This window comes from Streptomyces sp. NPDC102437 (assembly GCF_044765565.1).
Lineage (GTDB): Bacteria > Actinomycetota > Actinomycetes > Streptomycetales > Streptomycetaceae > Streptomyces.
Genome location: NZ_JBIWKI010000059.1, coordinates 1 through 16,432, shown reverse-complemented (window position 1 = coordinate 16,432; position 16,432 = coordinate 1). Strand labels below are relative to the sequence as shown.

15 protein-coding genes and 1 pseudogene are annotated in these 16,432 nt (G+C 67.5%); 14 read left to right on the top strand and 2 right to left on the bottom strand.

Annotated features, from left to right (window positions below; genetic code table 11):
- Positions 1-814 precede the first annotated feature (814 nt).
- The 10 genes from ACIRJP_RS37825 (at position 815) to nhaA (ending at position 9,966) form a co-directional block, all read left to right on the top strand.
- A complete protein-coding gene (locus tag ACIRJP_RS37825; protein ID WP_404184698.1) occupies positions 815-1,090 on the top strand; it encodes a hypothetical protein in 276 nt (91 codons plus the stop codon).
- Between the two features lie 334 nt (positions 1,091-1,424).
- Positions 1,425-1,709 (top strand): hypothetical protein, encoded by a 285-nt coding sequence (locus tag ACIRJP_RS37820; RefSeq protein WP_404184695.1) that lies wholly within the window; start codon positions 1,425-1,427, stop codon positions 1,707-1,709.
- A 335-nt stretch (positions 1,710-2,044) separates the two neighbouring features.
- Positions 2,045-2,827 carry an SDR family NAD(P)-dependent oxidoreductase gene (locus ACIRJP_RS37815; RefSeq protein WP_404184692.1) on the top strand — a complete coding sequence of 261 codons (783 nt, stop codon included), beginning with the start codon at positions 2,045-2,047 and terminating at the stop codon, positions 2,825-2,827.
- 328 nt (positions 2,828-3,155) lie between these two features.
- Complete coding sequence (locus tag ACIRJP_RS37810; RefSeq protein ID WP_404184689.1) at positions 3,156-3,497, top strand: hypothetical protein; 342 nt, start codon at positions 3,156-3,158, stop codon at positions 3,495-3,497.
- Between the two features lie 268 nt (positions 3,498-3,765).
- The gene (locus ACIRJP_RS37805; protein WP_404184686.1) at positions 3,766-4,317 is read left to right on the top strand and encodes an OsmC family protein; all 552 of its coding nucleotides are present in this window, start codon (positions 3,766-3,768) and stop codon (positions 4,315-4,317) included.
- A 352-nt stretch (positions 4,318-4,669) separates the two neighbouring features.
- Entirely contained in the window at positions 4,670-5,653 is a 984-nt protein-coding gene (trxB, locus tag ACIRJP_RS37800) for a thioredoxin-disulfide reductase (RefSeq protein WP_404184684.1), read from the top strand.
- Between the two features lie 24 nt (positions 5,654-5,677).
- Positions 5,678-6,007, top strand: coding sequence for a thioredoxin (trxA, locus tag ACIRJP_RS37795; RefSeq protein WP_404184681.1), 330 nt, complete (start codon positions 5,678-5,680; stop codon positions 6,005-6,007).
- Positions 6,008-6,245: 238 nt separating this feature from the next.
- Entirely contained in the window at positions 6,246-6,632 is a 387-nt protein-coding gene (locus ACIRJP_RS37790; protein ID WP_404184678.1) for a thioredoxin family protein, read from the top strand.
- Positions 6,633-6,984: 352 nt separating this feature from the next.
- Positions 6,985-8,082 (top strand): DsbA family protein, encoded by a 1,098-nt coding sequence (locus tag ACIRJP_RS37785; protein WP_404184675.1) that lies wholly within the window; start codon positions 6,985-6,987, stop codon positions 8,080-8,082.
- 3 nt (positions 8,083-8,085) lie between these two features.
- Positions 8,086-9,966 carry a Na+/H+ antiporter NhaA gene (gene nhaA / locus ACIRJP_RS37780; RefSeq protein ID WP_404184672.1) on the top strand — a complete coding sequence of 627 codons (1,881 nt, stop codon included), beginning with the start codon at positions 8,086-8,088 and terminating at the stop codon, positions 9,964-9,966.
- A 14-nt stretch (positions 9,967-9,980) separates the two neighbouring features.
- On the opposite strand, the gene ACIRJP_RS37775 is transcribed toward nhaA, so the two are convergent.
- Positions 9,981-11,480, bottom strand: coding sequence for an amino acid permease (locus ACIRJP_RS37775; RefSeq protein ID WP_404184749.1), 1,500 nt, complete (start codon positions 11,478-11,480; stop codon positions 9,981-9,983).
- 461 nt (positions 11,481-11,941) lie between these two features.
- Between ACIRJP_RS37775 and ACIRJP_RS37770 the strand changes: the two genes are divergently transcribed.
- The 4 genes from ACIRJP_RS37770 (at position 11,942) to ACIRJP_RS37755 (ending at position 15,186) form a co-directional block, all read left to right on the top strand.
- Complete coding sequence (locus tag ACIRJP_RS37770) at positions 11,942-12,358, top strand: RidA family protein (RefSeq protein WP_404184669.1); 417 nt, start codon at positions 11,942-11,944, stop codon at positions 12,356-12,358.
- The gene (locus tag ACIRJP_RS37765) at positions 12,352-13,623 is read left to right on the top strand and encodes a MalY/PatB family protein (RefSeq protein WP_404184666.1); all 1,272 of its coding nucleotides are present in this window, start codon (positions 12,352-12,354) and stop codon (positions 13,621-13,623) included. The genes ACIRJP_RS37770 and ACIRJP_RS37765 overlap by 7 nt, the downstream gene beginning before the upstream one ends.
- 144 nt (positions 13,624-13,767) lie before the next feature.
- Positions 13,768-14,148 (top strand): carboxymuconolactone decarboxylase family protein, encoded by a 381-nt coding sequence (locus ACIRJP_RS37760; RefSeq protein WP_404184663.1) that lies wholly within the window; start codon positions 13,768-13,770, stop codon positions 14,146-14,148.
- 345 nt (positions 14,149-14,493) lie between these two features.
- Positions 14,494-15,186, top strand: coding sequence for a transcriptional regulator (locus ACIRJP_RS37755; RefSeq protein WP_404184660.1), 693 nt, complete (start codon positions 14,494-14,496; stop codon positions 15,184-15,186).
- A 641-nt stretch (positions 15,187-15,827) separates the two neighbouring features.
- Here the strand turns inward: ACIRJP_RS37755 and ACIRJP_RS37750 are convergent.
- Positions 15,828-16,331: pseudogene (locus ACIRJP_RS37750) on the bottom strand (carbonic anhydrase); the annotation flags it as partial.
- Positions 16,332-16,432 lie beyond the last annotated feature (101 nt).

Here is a 16,432-nt window from a genome sequence, read left to right as displayed (position 1 = left end):
CTCGCCCAGCCCAGGCTCGCGTGCCTCCAGCGGCGCAAAGAGCACGGGCCCACCAGGCTCGGCCCCTGCGCGACCTGGTGAGCTCGGCGGCCGTCCTGGGAGACGGCATCACTCCTGACGAGAGGTGCTTCCCGGAGCAGAATTCCCCCGCGATCCAAAAATGCCAGGCGAATTAGAGGAGCTCGCAAAATGGGAGTCCGATCAGCTCGCGGCGTCTGGTGCATGCGATCGCAAGGCGCTGGAAGGTCCTCGTAGCGGCGCTAATAGGACCTTTCGGCAACGCAGCGAGCATGCGTGCCAGGCGCCGCGAGCCGGGCGCCCCATTTTGCGAGCTCCCCTAAGCCGAATGCCTCACGGATCAGCGGAGAAGGCTTTCGCCACCGTAGAGTGGCCCACCGACGGCGGTAGAGGGTGCCGGTCATACAGCCCATGGTTATGACTTAATGAAATTAAGGATGACCGGACTGAGCTATACGCAGCCCGTGTCCCAGGCGAAGTCCTTCAGCGCCACGACGCGCGACTACGGCGTCACCCAGCCCGCCCTGTCGAGCGGGACCCCGGCTGGGGTAGGAGCTCGGCGTCAAATTGTTCGATCGCTCCCCCGCACGGCGTCAAGCCCACCGCTCAGGACGCACGCATCCTGCCCATGACCGACCAGGCCTTGGGGGGCGCTGGACTCCATTGTGGCCGAGGCGCAGCAACTGGCCCGCGCCACAACCGGCGCGATCCGCTTGGACGTCTCGCCCCTGATCGGGCCGACCTGCTGGCCTGTGCCTTCGACGCGGCCCGCGGTCTGTCCCAGCCGCGTGACCTGGTGCTTCGGGAAGCTGACCTGGGCTTGCTGCGCGCCTCGCTGAAGGCAGACGACTTGGACGTCCTGCTGGTGCCCGCGGTAGAGGCCATGCCGGTCTATCGCCACCGGTTCATCCTCGTCCCCGACACCTGCGGACTGACCACGTTCACCAGCCAGCTCTTCCACAGCAACGACCTGACGCTGCGGACTTACCCGGGTGAGGCGGCCAGCTACCACGGGCTGGACACGTGGGAGGCATGGGGGTGGGCGCGGCCCTTCTGCCCCGCCCCAAGGTGACTCACCCGCACGCCGACTGCCGCCCTCGGTCCGGTCCGGTGCCCCGATCGAAATTATTTCTACGAGGCGGTCTGGGCGCGAGAACCCTCTGTCCGCCGATCTGGAGGAGTTCGTCGGCTTCCTCGCCGAAGCCGCCGCCTCCCTTGGAAGGGACAGCGCGTCCCGTCACGAGGCTTCTGCCTCGCCGATCGGCGGATCCCGGAGTGAGTTATTAGCTTCGGTTATAACCACATCACGGATGATCCTCTACCGGGCGGCTATCGCAGGATCTACGGTGGGCGTATGCCAAAGCCTGCGGGATTTCTTGTGGGCGACGATACGGTAAAGGATGTTCATGGTGGCTTACCTGGAAATCACTCTCGCCGTAGGGAAACCTCGGCGCGTTGAGGCGGCTGCTGTTTACCAGCAGTACAAGCAGGCGTTCCTCGACACGGTCCCGGGCGCCGTTTCCAAAGAACTCCTCGTGCGCGACGAGGACGTCCAGGTCCTGCACGGCTCCTCCGCCGTCGGCCAGGCCCGGGCCTATCTCGACAGCGACCTGTTCACCAAGGACGTCGTCGGCGGCCTGGCGCCGCTGCTGTCCGCCGACCCCGAGGTCAGGATCTACGAAACCGTCTGACCTCCTCCCCGGAGCGGGGGGCGGGCCGCAGCGCCAAGCCGGGGACGACCCCGGCTTGCGGGGCCTTAACTCAGACGCTTGAACGCTGCCTCCAACGGATCCGCAGCGCAGCCGACCAGTGCACTCAAGGTGGCTCCGTCCCAGCCGGGCCGGGCCGGGCCGGCCCGGCCTTCCGCCGGCCCCCACGCCGCTCTTGCACCTGCCCCGAGCCGGGGCGGTGCATCGTCCCCACCTTCTACTACGCGTCCGTCCGACTCCCTACTCCGGAGCCACGGCCGACTTTCTCCCTCATCCGTGACTCGCCTTGCGGATTACTTCTTCATCAGGAGCACAGCATGTCCCTCACCACCATCGACCTCACCGGCAAGAAGGCCATCATCATCGGCGGCACCAGCGGTATGGGCCTGGCCATCGCCCGTCACGTCCTCGACGCCGGAGGCAGCGCCGTCATCACCGGCAGGACACCCTCCAACGCCGAAGAAGCCGCCTCTGCTCTGGCAGGCTCCGGCAACGTCACCGCACTGGCCGCCGACCTCACCGACGCCAACGCCGTGGAAGGCCTGCGCGCCGTCCTGGCCGAGGAGCACGCCGACGCCGCCCTCCTGGTCAACGCGGCCGGTGTGTTCGCCCCGAAGCCCTTTGTGGAGCACACGGGCGAGGACTACGACCGCTACCAGGCCATCAACCGGGCGTTCTTCTTCCTCACCCAGACCGTCGCCGGCAACATGATCGCCCGCGGCACCAAGGGATCCATCGTCAACATCGGCTCCATGTGGGCCCACCAGGCCATCGCCGCCACACCGTCGTCGGCGTACTCGATGGCCAAGGCCGGACTGCACTCCCTCACCCAGCACCTGGCGATGGAACTCGCCCCGCACGGCATCCGCGTCAACGCCGTCGCCCCCGCCGTCGTCCGTACCCCCATCTACGAGGAGTTCATCCCCAAGGCGGACATGGACTCCGCACTCGACGGGTTCAACTCCTTCCACCCCCTGGGCCGTACGGGAACCCCCGACGACATCGCCGCCACCGTCACCTTCCTTCTGTCGGACCAGACCGACTGGGTCACCGGCGCCGTCTGGGACATCGACGGCGGCGTCATGGCCGGACGCAACTGACCGCCCCTCCCCTCGGGCCGACGCCCAGCGTGCACCGCATCGGTGCCGGGCAGCGACCACGGCCGTCGGCTCAAGGGAGGCGACAGCGGCAGAGCCGCGCCTGCCCAGGGGATCAACACGGACAGCAGCGACACATAAGAAACGGAATCGGCATGGATGAGCACATGGGGCCGGCAGGCGCCGTACTGCTCGAGGCATCCCCCGGCAGCGAGGCGGAGCCGCAGCATTTCGACCTTGTCGTCATCGGCGCCGGGTCCGGAGTCGGGATGCTCGATGAGCGCTTCGACAGGATCTGTGCACCTCCGATCACCGCTTCGTCCCGCACGCGGTGTTCACCTCCCCGCAGATCGCCTCCGTGGGGCTCACGGAGCAGCAGGCGCAGGCGACCGGGGTGCGTTACGTGACCGCTACTCGCAACTACGCCGATGTCGCCTACGGCTGGGCCATGGAGGACACCACCGGCTTCGCCAAGGTGCTGGCCGATCCCGCGACCGGGCAACTGCTCGGGGCCCACATCATCGGCCCGCAGGCCCCGACCCTGATCCAGCCGCTGATCCAGGCCATGTCCTTCGGACTGGATGCTCGCTCCATGGCACGCGGGCAGTACTGGATCCACCCGACCATGCCAGAAGGCGTGGAAGGCGCCCTGCTCTCACTCCCTCTCAACTGAGCCCCGGGCGCACCAACGTCGCGGATCCCACAGACCACACTTCCGTCGACGACAGCCGCCACGATGACGTCCCCGGCTCTCGGCCGCCCTCAGCCCTCACCGGCTGGGGCTCCGGCGCCATCTGACACATCGACGTCACAGGCCCGGCCGAGTGCCACCAACAGGCCCGATCAACTGACCGCCGGCACCACATGAGCGGCACCATTCCGCATACGGCGGTGGTCGCCGTTCGCCGTCGATACCCCCCTCTATCAAAGGATTCCGCACCATGTCTGCAATCAATGAGATCGATGTCAACGCTCTGAATGACACCATCGACGCCGTTCGGGCCAACCCGAAGCTCGGCCAGGTCACCTTCGCCATTGACGGTTCCTGGCAGGGCGGCTGCCGGCTCGACGCGCAGACCGCCGCCCTGACGCAGGGCGGCGAGCGCGACGAGAAGCGCAGCGCGCAGTACACGATGAGCAGTGACGAGCCCAGTGCATTGTTGGGCACCGACACCGCTGTCTCCCCTGGGGAGTATCTGCTTCAGGCGCTCGCCGGCTGTTACACCGTCACGATCGCCACCTTGGCGGCCGCGCGCGGCATCGAGCTCGACAGCGTGCGGCTGGAACTCGAAGGCGACGTCGACCTGCGCGGATTCCTCGGCATCGCCCCCTCGATCCGTCCGGGCCTGGACCAGGTGCGCGTTCACGTACACGCCGAGGCACCTGGTGCTACCCGTGAGCAGCTGGAGGAGCTCATCGCCCTCGTCGAGCGCCGCTCGCCCATCCGCGACACTCTTGCCAACCCCATCAGCGTCGTCACGACGCTTGCCTGATCAAGCCGGTCGGCTCTGATCACGGCGGCGGCGCTGCTGGTCCGAGCGGCACGATCCGAACCGGTCGGGCCATGGGCCGAACACCGTCCGGCGGCAGCCGGCGGGACGAAGCAGAGCGGCTGGCCCGTCGTCCCCACCAGCCCGAGAAACGGCGTGGACGACGGGCCAGCCGCTCTGGCCGGTGGGACGGGCCGTCCAGGGTTCCAGTCTCGACGGCGAACTGCTGAGAGGTGCCGAGGACTGCGCCTAGGATACATGTGGTGCCCATGTGGAATACATGACGGAGTATGGATGTTGAAGCACGCCAGAAGGCCCGCTCCACGCGGCTCTTTGTGAACAGAAGGGATCTACCGTGCGGCAGATCATCGTCATCGGATCCGGACCCGCCGGCTACACCGCGGCCATCTACGCCGCGCGCGCCAACCTGCGCCCGCTGCTGATCGCCTCCTCGGTCGAAGCGGGAGGCGAGCTGATGAACACCACCGAGGTCGAGAACTTCCCCGGTTTCCCCGAGGCGGTCATGGGACCCGACCTGATGGACAAGATGCAGCGGCAGGCCGCGAAGTTCGGCACCGACCTCGTCTTCGACGACGTCACCGCCGTCGACCTGACCGGCGACATCAAGACCGTCACCCTCAGCTCGGGCGAGCAGCACCAGGCCCTCGCAGTGGTCTTCGCGACCGGCTCCGCCTACCGCAAGCTCGGCCTGGCGGACGAGGACCGGCTGTCCGGGCGCGGCGTGTCCTGGTGCGCGACCTGCGACGGCTTCTTCTTCCGCGAGCGCACGATCGCCGTCGTCGGCGGCGGCGACTCGGCCATGGAGGAGGCGAATTTCCTCACCCGCTTCGCGAAGAAGGTCTACGTCATCCACCGCCGCGACAGCCTGCGCGCCTCGAAGGTCATGCAGGAGCGCGCCTTCGCCAACGACAAGATCGAGTTCGTCTGGAACGCGGAGGTCGTCTCGATCAACGGTGAGGACGGCGTCAGCGGCGTCACGCTGGCCGACACCGTGACCGGCGAGCGGCGTGACCTGGAGGTCCAGGGCCTGTTCATCGCGGTCGGCGCCGACCCGCGTGTCCACCTCGTGCACGGGCAGCTCGACCTCACCGAGGACGGGACGATCGTCGTGGACGGCCGAAGCTCCAGGACGAATCTCGCCGGTGTGTTCGCCGCGGGTGACGTGATCGACCCGACCTACCGGCAGGCAGTCACCGCCGCAGCGTCGGGCACGGTCGCCGCGCTCGACGCCGAGCACTACCTGACGACCCTCCCGAAGGACTTGCTGGAGAGCGCTGCGGCGGCCGCGTCCAGCGATCTAACCCCCGCCACCGCCTGATCCGAAGAAAGAGAGCACAGACCCATGTCAGCAGCACGTCCCGTCACGGACGCCACCTTCGCGGATGACGTCCTCCTCAGCGACAAGCCCGTCCTCGTCGACTTCTGGGCGGCCTGGTGCCCGCCGTGCCGCGCCGTCGCCCCGATCCTCGACCAGCTCGCGGCCGACCACGCGGACAAGATCCAGGTCGTCAAGCTCAACGTCGACGAGAACCCCCGGACGGCCGCCCAGTACGGAATCACTTCCATCCCCACGATGAAGGTCTTCCAGGGCGGCCGGCCCGTCAAGACCGTGGTCGGCGCCCTGCCCAAGCCCGCCCTTGAGGCGCAGTTGGCGGAGTACCTCGCCGCATAAGAGCCTGTCGGGTGACCTTCGATCGGAGAGCGGACGCGGCGTGGTGCGTGCGGTTCCAAGGCGCCCGGAGGGCCTCGGATGGGGTCTCCCCTGCTCGAACGCATTTCGGCAACGCCGGAAGTGTGCGCGCCACGCCGTGGCCACCCGATCAGAGGTCACCCGACAGGCTCCAAGGCCGAGAGCGACGACCGTCTCGCCCATGCAGACAACACATCGCCACAGGAATAAGGGAGAACCCGTGAGCAGCCTGGAACTCACCAAGGACAACTTCGACGAGATCGTCTCGCACAATGACTTCATCCTCATCGACTTCTGGGCGGACTGGTGCCCGCCGTGCCGCATGTTCGGCCCGGTCTACGAGGCCGCCTCCAAGCGCCACTCCGACCTGGTCTTCGGCAAGGTCGACACCGTGGCGCAGCCGGAACTCGCGCAGGCTTTCGGGGTCCAGTCGATCCCCACGCTCGCGATCATCCGGGACAAGGTCGCTATCTTCTCCCAGCCCGGCGCCCTGCCCGAGTCCGCTCTGGAGGACCTGATCGAGCAGTCACGGAAGGTCGACATGGACGAGGTCCGCAAGCAGATCGCCGACGAGCAGAAGAAGCACGGGCAGCAGTCCGAAGCATGAAAGCCGGGTCAGGGAAGCGGGTTCGGGGACTACGCCCGCCCCCTGAGTCCGAGGTCCACCAGCAAGAACAAGGGGCCACGCCGAGTGCTTTCTTTCAGGCCGGCCCCTGAAGGCATACCTGTGCAGGACGAGGACGTCTACCACTGCATTGACGAGCTCGTCCGTGAGGAGCACGCCCTGCGTGATGGGCGGACGGAGACCGGCGACTACAGGCGTTTCCGGCTCACTGCCGTGGAGCGCACCCGCGGCCGGTCCTGCTGCGACAGCCGTGTTACCTCTCGCGAGTTCGGTCAGGATCGGATCCGGACCAGGCCCGCGTATGCGACGCCCAAACGGTTGAGGACTACCAGCAATGACGTTCCGCACAAAGCGGCAGGAGGCGATGGCCATGCGCATCGAAGTGTGGGCAGACGTGGTCTGTCCGTGGGCCTACATCGGCAAGCGGAGGCTGGAGAAGGCCCTGGCCGATCCGGCGCTCGCGGGCATTGACGCCGAGGTGGTGTGGCGGCCCTTGCGGATCGACCCGGCCGCTCCCGCACAGGCCACTCCGCTGGTAGAGCTCGGGAGCACCCCTTCAATGGGCGCCGCTCCGGACCGGCGCGCAGCCGGCTTCCCCCCTTCCCGGGACCTGGGACAGGTCGCGCAGATCGCCGCCGAGGAGGGGTTCGGGCCGCAATGGGGCGCCGTGTGGCGAGCCGACAGCCATGACGCCCACCGCCTCGCCTTCCTGGCATACGAGCACGGTGGCAGCGCCCTGCAGGACCAGGTCGTCGAACAGCTGATGAAAGCGCACTTCCTCGACGGTGCCGACATCAGCGACCCACGGCGGCTCCACGGCATCGCTGCCAGGAGCGGATACCCGGATACGGCTGCGCCGCTGGACACCGACTGCGCCGACCGCGGCGTACGAGAACTCCTGCTGATCGGCAAAGCCCGGTCGATCGTGACCTCGCCTAGTGTCGTGGTAGGCGACCGGGCGCTCGCAGGCGCCCAGCCCACGGACGTGATCGTCGACTTCCTCACCGCGGCTGAGGGCGTCAGCACCCGGGACATGCCCGAGGAAGTGCGGCGGCTGCGCTGGTCCGAGTCGCTGCTCGGCCAGCGCGACGCGCTGGGCGCCCTCACCCTGCTCCAGCCCCTGCTCGACGCACACGCCGACGACCTGAACGTCCGACGGCTCGCCGCTCGCGGCTACTTCCACTCTGCGCAGCTCTCCCGCGCCGTTGACGTCCTGCGGCACCTGGTGGCGGATGCACCGGACGACTCCTACGCGCGGCTCATGCTCGGCCGCACGCTCCAGCGCCTGGGCAGGGCCGAAGAGGCTGCCGTGCACCTGAAGGTGGCCGCCGCCATGACCCCCGAGTTCGCCTCAACCGCGAACGCCTCCACCAGCGCCATCGATTCGCCTCACGCGAGGCGACCGTGGGCCAATCGTCGAATGAGTCCCTGACCCATGTCCCTCGAACCCGCCGACTACACAGGGCGGACCACCTGCGGCAGTGACTCGCACTCCCCGCTGCGTGACTTCCTGCGCACCGAGACCGGAAGCGCCGCCGTCCTGGTCGCGGCGGCGATCGCCGCGCTCGTCTGGGCCAACGCGGCGCCCTCGGCGTACGAGTCGTTCTGGCACACCCACCTGTCCGTCCGGTTTGGTGTCCACGGAGTCTCACTCGACCTGCGCGAGTGGGTCAACAGCGGACTGATGACCCTGTTCTTCTTCGTCGTCGGCCTGGAAGCCCGCCGTGAGTTCGACATGGGGGAGCTGCGCGAGCGCAAGCGGCTGGCCCTGCCGCTCGCCGCGGGGGTCAGCGGCATGATCGTGCCCATCGCTCTCTATCTCGCGATCAACGCCTGTCATGGCACAGCACAGGGCTGGGGCGTGGCAATGTCCACCGACACCGCGTTCGCCCTGGGCCTACTGGCCGTCGTCGGCCGCCGCATGCCGCCGGGGCTGCGGGTCTTCATCCTCATGCTGACCGTGGTCGACGACTTCCTCGCCCTGGGCGTCATCGCCTTCGCCTACAGCGACCGCATCACCGTGCCCGCGCTACTCGTCGCCGTCGGCACATTCACCATCATCCTGCTCATCCGGCGACTCGGCGTGCGGCACGGCATCGTGTACGCGCTGCTGGGCGTCCTCACCTGGGTCGCCCTGCTCGAATCGGGCGTGGACCCGGTCGTGATCGGTCTCGCCATGGGGCTGCTCACCTACGCCTACCCGGCCACCCGCGCCGATCTAGAACACGCCACTGGCCTGTTTCGGCTGTTTCGCGAGCAGCCCACCCCTGAGCTGGAGCGGTCCGTCCGCGCCGGGATCGCCTCGGCGATCTCCCCGAACGACCGCCTGCAGCGCATGTTCCACCCCTGGACCAGCTACGTCGTGGTCCCTCTGTTCGCGCTGGCCAACACCGGCATCGAAATCAGCGGCGACCAACTGGCACGGGCCTTCACCTCACCCGTCACCCTCGGCATCCTCATCGCCTATGTCCTCGGCAAGCCACTCGGCATCGTAGGGAGCTCCGCGCTCACCACGTTCGCCTCCCGCGGGCACGTGCGACTCCCGGTCGGCTGGGGAGCCGCAACCGCCGGCGGCACACTTTCCGGGGTCGGCTTCACCGTCTCCCTGCTCATCGCAACGCTCGCTTTCGACGGCGCCCGACTCGACGAGGCCAAGATCGGCATCCTCGGCACGCTGCTTTTCTCCTTCCTGACCTCCCGGCTCGTTACCGCGGTGATCGGCCTCCTGCCGCCCTCGCTACGGCGCCGGGCGCTGCTGGGAAAGGCCGAGACGATCGTCGACCTGGCCGTGCCCGTCGACCCAGACCGCGACCACGTGCGGGGACCGACACACGCCCCCGTGACCGTCGTGGAATACGGCGACTACGAATGCCCCTACTGCGGGCAGGCCGAACCAGCCGTCCGTGAACTCCTCGCGGACTTCGGAGACGTGCGCTACGTATGGCGGCATCTGCCACTGACCGATGTGCACGTTCACGCCCAGCTCGCCGCCGAGGCCACGGAAGCAGCCGCGCGACAGGGCCACTTCTGGGACATGCACGACCTGCTGCTCAGCCATCAAGGCGCGCTGAGCCTCGAGGACCTGCGCACGTACGCGGCCGCTCTCGGCCTGGACGCGGCGCGCTTCGAACGAGACATGCGGGCCCCCGCCGGTTCCTCACGCGTCGCTGAGCACGTCGAGTCCGCCGACCTCAGCAGCGTGACCGGCACGCCCACCTTCTTCATCAACGGCCGCAGGCACCACGGCGCCTATGACATCACCAGCCTGACCGCCGCGGTAAGCGCCGCCCGCGAGCGCGCCGCCGCCCCTGCATAGCGGCGGTGCGCTGCTCACTCGCTCTGCACGACGTCCCGGTCAGCAGGGCAAAGAGGCGCGCTTGCGTGGACGTCTCGGGATGCGGCGATCTGTCGGATGCGGTCTCGGCAGACCAGCCAGCCGACGATCATGAGCGCAGACACGATGGCGGTGACAACCGCAGTCCACGGCGACGAGACGAAAATCATCACGAGCATGGCTGCGAGGAATACCAGGGTGAGGTACCCCGTGTACGGGGCGCCGATCATGCGGAAGGCAGGCCGCTCGAGCCGGCCCATTTTCGCCCAGCGCTGGAGCTGGATCTGGCACAGGATGATCGTTGCCCACGCGGTGATGAGGCCCACGGCTGCGATGCTCAGAACGATCTCGAAGGCGTCACTGGGTACGAGGTAGTTCAGGGGGACGCCGATGAAGGCCACGGCGGCGGTGATGGCGATTCCGCCGTACGGGACGCCGGACTTGTTCATACGCATGGCGAACTTCGGCGCTGAGCCGGCAGCGGCCATGGATCGCAGGATGCGGCCGGTCGAGTACAGGCCTGCGTTGAGCGAGGAAAGGGCCGCCGTAAGCACGACAAGGTTCATGATCGCATCCATGCCCTCGACCCCGATGGAGCCGAAGAACGTGACGAACGGACTCTCGCCCTGGTGGTACGCCGTGTAGGGCAGGAGCAGACTCAGGAGAACGACCGAGCCGACATAGAACACCGCGATGCGCAGGATGACGGTGTTGATCGCTCGCGGCATGACCTTGGCAGGGTCTTTGGTCTCCCCCGCGGCGGTGCCGACCAATTCGATGGAGCCATAGGCGAAGACGACTCCCTGCAACAGCAGGAGCATGGGCAGGACCCCTTGAGGGAAGAGTCCGCCGTTCTCGGTGATCAGGTGCACGCCGGCGGGTGCCCCCGTCGGGGTACCGAAGATGACGAAGTAGATGCCGACCAGGAGGAACAGCACCAGAGCGGCCACCTTGATCAAGGCGAACCAGAACTCGAGTTCGCCGAAGACGCCCACGGAGACGAGGTTCACTCCCAGCACGAGGGACAGAGCGAGCAGCGCCCAGGCCCATTGCGGGACGGCAGCGATCCACGGCACGTACTTGCCGAAGAAGTTCATATACAGCGCCGCGGCTGTCGTGTCCGCGATTGTCGTCGTTGCCCAGGCCATCCAGTAGTACCAGCCGGAGACGAACGCTGCGCGCTCGCCGTAGAACTCTCGTGCGTAGGAAACGAAGGAACCCGACGTGGGCCGGTGCAGCACGAGCTCACCGAGGGCCCGGAGGATGAGGAACGCGAACACTCCGCAGACTGCGTAGGCCAAGAAGAGTGAGGGGCCGACTGCGGCGAGGCGTCCCCCGGCCCCGAGGAACAGTCCCGTACCGATGGCGCCGCCGATCGCCATCATCCGGATCTGTCGGGGCTTCAGACCCTTGTGGTAACCAGCGTCCTCGAAGCTCAGGTCGTTACCAGGGGCAGAACTGTCGCCAGGGTGCGCGGTGGCAGGGCGAGTGGGCATGCGGGGGCCTTTCTGGATGAAGAGCGTTCTCCGACTCCAAGACCATCGACTGCCGGCACGGTGACCGGGCGGGCCGATGGAAGGGCAGGCGTCTGGCCAGTGGGCGGCGTGGGCCGCATTCATGGACTCACTGGGCCGGCCAGCTGGTGTTGCGGGTGGGCGTGGCCGGTACGGACCGGGGGGCGACTGGGGCGCTTCCCCATGCGCCACCTTGCGAGTTCAAATTCTGGTTGAAGACACTGAGGTGCCCTCACTCACTTGTCAACACCTAGTTACGCTCGAAATCAGAAGTAACTACTGCGTAATCTGCACCTACAGCAGACCTGTCGGTCTCGTTGGTATCAACATGTTGTTTAGGTCTTGCCAAAGCGGCTGCAAGTTTGCAACTCTGCGTTGAGAGTTCGGGAGCCCACAGCCCTCGAGCTGTCATTCCCCTTGTCTCTTGACCATGGAGGTCTCTCATGAGTCAGACAGCTTCGGCGCCGCCCTTGTTCGAGCGCGCGGTCCGCGTAGGCGATCTCCTTTTCATCTCCGGCCAGCTCCCGATCGGGGACGACGGCGTGCAGTACCCCGGATTCGTCGGCCGAGACGTCACCGTGGAGCAGGCGCGGGAGGCGGCCGCGCTGGCGGCGCGGCGATGCCTTGAGGTGGCCCGGGCGGAGCTCGGGTCACTGGACGCGATCAAGGCCGTCGCCCGGATCGGGGGGTACGTGGCCGTCGGGGAAGGGTTCGCTGACGCGCCCGCCGTTGTGGACGCCGCCTCGCAGGTGGCACTCGAGGAACTCGGCGACCGAGGGCGTCATGCGCGTCTCGCGCTCGGTGTGGCGTCACTGCCTCTCGGCGCTTGCGTCGAGATCGAGATGGCGGTCCAATGCTGAAGGTGACTGCAGTTGGTGGGCGCGGCTCCACAGGTGCCGGCGCCGAGGCCGGAGAGCCTGCGAACCCTCTCGAGGAGCTCTCGCTAGAGCAGCTCCGTCAGCGCAGGAGCATGAAGTGGCGTACACATCCGGCGGATGTACTGCCCTTGTGGGTGGCGGAGATGGATGTCCCGCTCGCGCCGGAGGTCGCCGACGCGCTGCGCGAAGCCATCGAGACCGGTGACACCGGGTACCCCGTCGGAACCGAGTTCGCCGAGTCGCTGGCCGGCTTTGCCTCGCGGCGCTGGAAATGGGACGGGGTAGCGGTCGATCGTGTCGCCGTGATCCCGGACGTGATGATGGGCGCGGTCCAGGTGCTGCGGCTGATCACCGACCCCGGCGACCCGGTCGTAGTCAACTCTCCCGTGTACGCACCCTTCTACGCCTTCGTCACCCATAACGACCGCCGGATCATCGAAGCGCCGCTCGCGCAGGACCTCCGGATCAGCCTGGAAACGCTCGAGGAGACGTTCCGGCGTGCCCGGGAACAGAGCGGCAAGGGCAAGATCGCCTATCTCCTCAGCAATCCTCACAACCCGACCGGCACGGTTCACACCTTTGAGGAGCTCGCCGCCGTGGCGGAGTTGGCTCGCCGGTACGGAGTCCGTGTTGTCGCCGACGAGATTCACGCCCCGCTCGTGCTGCCGGGCGCAAAGTTCACGCCCTACCTGAGCGTGCCCGGGGCCGAAGATGCGTTCTCGCTCATGTCGGCGACCAAGGGCTGGAACCTCGCCGGAATCAAGGCGGCGCTCGCCATCGCAGGGCCTGAGGCAGCCGCTGATCTGCGCCGGATGCCCGAGGAGGTCCACCACGGCGCCAGCTATCTGGGCGTCATCGCGCACACGGCGGCCTTCCGTCACGGGGACAGGTGGCTCGATGCGTTGCTGGCGGGGCTCGACACGAACCGAGCCCTGCTGGGTCAGCTCGTCGCCGAACACCTCCCCGGGATCGGATACGCCAGGCCGGAGGGAACTTACCTGGCCTGGCTCGACTGCCGGTCCCTCGGCCTCGCCCCGGAAGAAGGCAGCACGGGCCTGGCGGTTGTCACCGACCTGGCCGGCCCCGCCCGGCTGTTCTTGGAGCACGCCAGGGTGGCCCTGTCCTCCGGCCACATCTTCGGAACGGGAGGAGCCGGGCACGTCCGCCTGAACTTCGCCACCTCCCAGTCCGTCCTCACCGAGGCGATCGCCCGAATGGGACGCACCGCCGCCCTCCACGCGCGCTAGCCGAACGAGCCCCGCCTCGACGCGCCGGCGTGCCCCCATGGCCGGACCCCAGCCGCTGGGCGGCGGCCATCAATCCCGTGCCCACGCATGCCGGCTGCACGCAGCCAGGGCGCGATCCAACCCCAACCAGCAAGGAGAGCCGACATGGCCTACCACGAGCACACGGACCACCGTTACCTGCGCAACCTCCGCAAGGGGGCACCTGAGGCCGTCAAGGCCTTCATGGCCTTCGACCAGGAGGCCCTCACCGGGTCCGATAAGGTCATCCCGCGCAAGTACACCGAGCTCATGGCCGTCGCGGTGGCACTGACCACACAGTGCGCCTACTGCATCGAGGCGCACGTCCCAGCCGCCAAGGCGGCTGGGGCGACCGAGGCCGAGCTGGCCGAGACGGTCATGATCGCTGCGGCTCTCCGCGCAGGCGGCAGCTTCGCACACGGCTTCATGGCCATGAAGTTCTTCGAGGGAGCCCCCGAAGCCGAGGCCCCCGTCGGTGGCGAGGCGGAGCCGGCAGCCCACGTGTGACGCCGACGAACCCACTCGTCTTCCAGGCGGCTCGGCCTTGACGTGCGAAGCCGGTGAGGGCCCACCCCCCGGTGGGGCCTCACCGACAACGCCAAGAGCAGGCGACAACATGAGGTGGGGCCAGGATTCCAGGGTTGGCAGTCCTTCCACGCCGTCCATCAACGCGGAATCTACAGAATCTGCTGATTCATCGAGGCCCGTGCCTCGGTATCCTTCACACGTTGTTAAAGCGGAACTGGGTTTGGTGAACCCCGCCGGCTTCCCGGCGCTGAACAGAGGACGGTGGCAGGTATGGAACCGGCGTCGAGCAGCTCGATGCTTCCGTCACCTGAGGCCCTGGAGGGGATGGACGCGGAGTGCATCAACCGCGTCCTCGAACTCCTCATCGCTCCTCTCCATGCGGCAGTGATCCAGCCGACCGAAGTGGTGCTGCATGACCTGCGCCGCATTCCGCACACCGTTCGCGCGATCGCAGGGACGGTCACCGGCCGGCATATCGGGGACCCCCCCACGGACAAACTGCTCGAACGTGTCGCCGCAGGCGACCTTCGTCACGAGATCGGCTACCGGTCCCAGCTGCCGGATGGACGCATCCTGCAGAGCACGACGATCGTCTACACGGACGACGGTAACCGCCCTGCAGCAGCGCTCTGCCTGAACACCGATGTGTCTGCCTGGGTCTCACTCAGGTCCGCCATGGACCGGTTCGTGCTTGGGCCCGACGTAACGTCCATGCCTCCTGCGCCGTCCATGCCATCGGCGTACGCGGGTCCGGCCAGGCCGCAAGGGGAGTCCTTCCCCCACAGCGTTGAGGAACTGTGCGCCCTGCTGGTGGACGCGGCCATCGCGGCAATTGGCGTCCCGGTCGAACAGATGCGGAAGGAACAGAAGCTCCAGGTGGTCGCCGAGTTGGAACGCCGCGGGTTCTTCTTGGTCAAGCAGGCACCCGAAACGGCAGCCACCGCACTCGGGGTCAGCCGCTTCACCATCTACAACTACCTCAATGAGCTGATCGGCTCCGCTGAGGAATCCGCCTAACCCTGCCGCCAGACATGCCTGCCTGACGGTCGGGCAGCCCGGACAGGGAAGCTTCCGCCACTACTCGTCGCGCCCGTCGTCGACCACGAGGACAACCACAGGCAGTTCGCGGTTCAGGCGCAGCATGTCGTAGGGGCAGCGCCGGTTGACTGCCGGACGCATAGTTGCTGCAGGGCCTCCACCTGGGACATGCACGATCTGCTGCTCGGCCACCAAGGCGCGCTGCGCTGCAAGGGCCTCCGCGCGTACGCGACGACGACCTGGTCACAGCGCGCTTTACTACCCGCTTCAGTACACCGCCTGGACTCCCTACGGCGAAGGGGAAAGCGAAGCGGCCCAGGCAACTGGTGATCAACACGCTGTCACCGCGACCACCGCCAGGCCCTGCTGGTCCTGCCCGCCTTCGGAGCCGAACAGCAGGTGCCCGTGTTGCGCGACTTCGCCGAACAGCATCCCTGCACCGCTCCTTGGTCCACACGCAACCGTGTCCGCGCTGGCACAGCTCGTCGCACGCAGCAGCAGCACAACCGGGCTGTCTCGAAGGGGACTTCACCAGCAACCCTCTGTGCTGGTCGGTCAGCGGCGCCAGTCAGCGCTCCGGCTCTCCCAGGCGTCGCTGACCTGCACTACGGGAAGCTGCATCACCCAACCCCTGCGGTCGCACTGTCCAGACCATGACCAACAACCAAGCGCGCGCTGCCGTCGGCAAGCTGGTAGGACAGCCCGACCACGGCGGCATCACCGGCCTCGACGCGTGCCGCCAGAACGCGGGAGCGATCCAGCAGCAGGTCGACGGTGCGCCGGATGTGCTCGTCCAGAATCTCCTCTGGCGTGTCACGACCGTCCACGCGCGCGGCCAGCACGCTGGACGTCACTCGCTCAACGACATCACGGACGAACCCTCCTGCCGTGATGCCGTCTTCGAGGGCGGCGCAGGCAGCCGCGATTGCTCCGCACGAGTCGTGCCCGAGCACAACCACCAGCGGAGCCTGCAAGACGCTGACCCCGTACTCGATGCTCCCCAGAACCTCCGCGCCGATCACGTGGCCGGCCGTACGCACCACGAACAGGTCGCCCAGTCCGCGGTCGAAGATGATTTCGGCGGCCAGGCGCGAGTCGGAGCAGCCGAATACCACGGCGAAAGGCGCCTAAGCCTTGATCCACCGAGGTGGTTTGAGAGCGGTCTTTTGATCGGCTTCGGGTCGGGTGGCCGGGTGAGGGCAGGTTGTGTCCGCTGGTCTGCCCA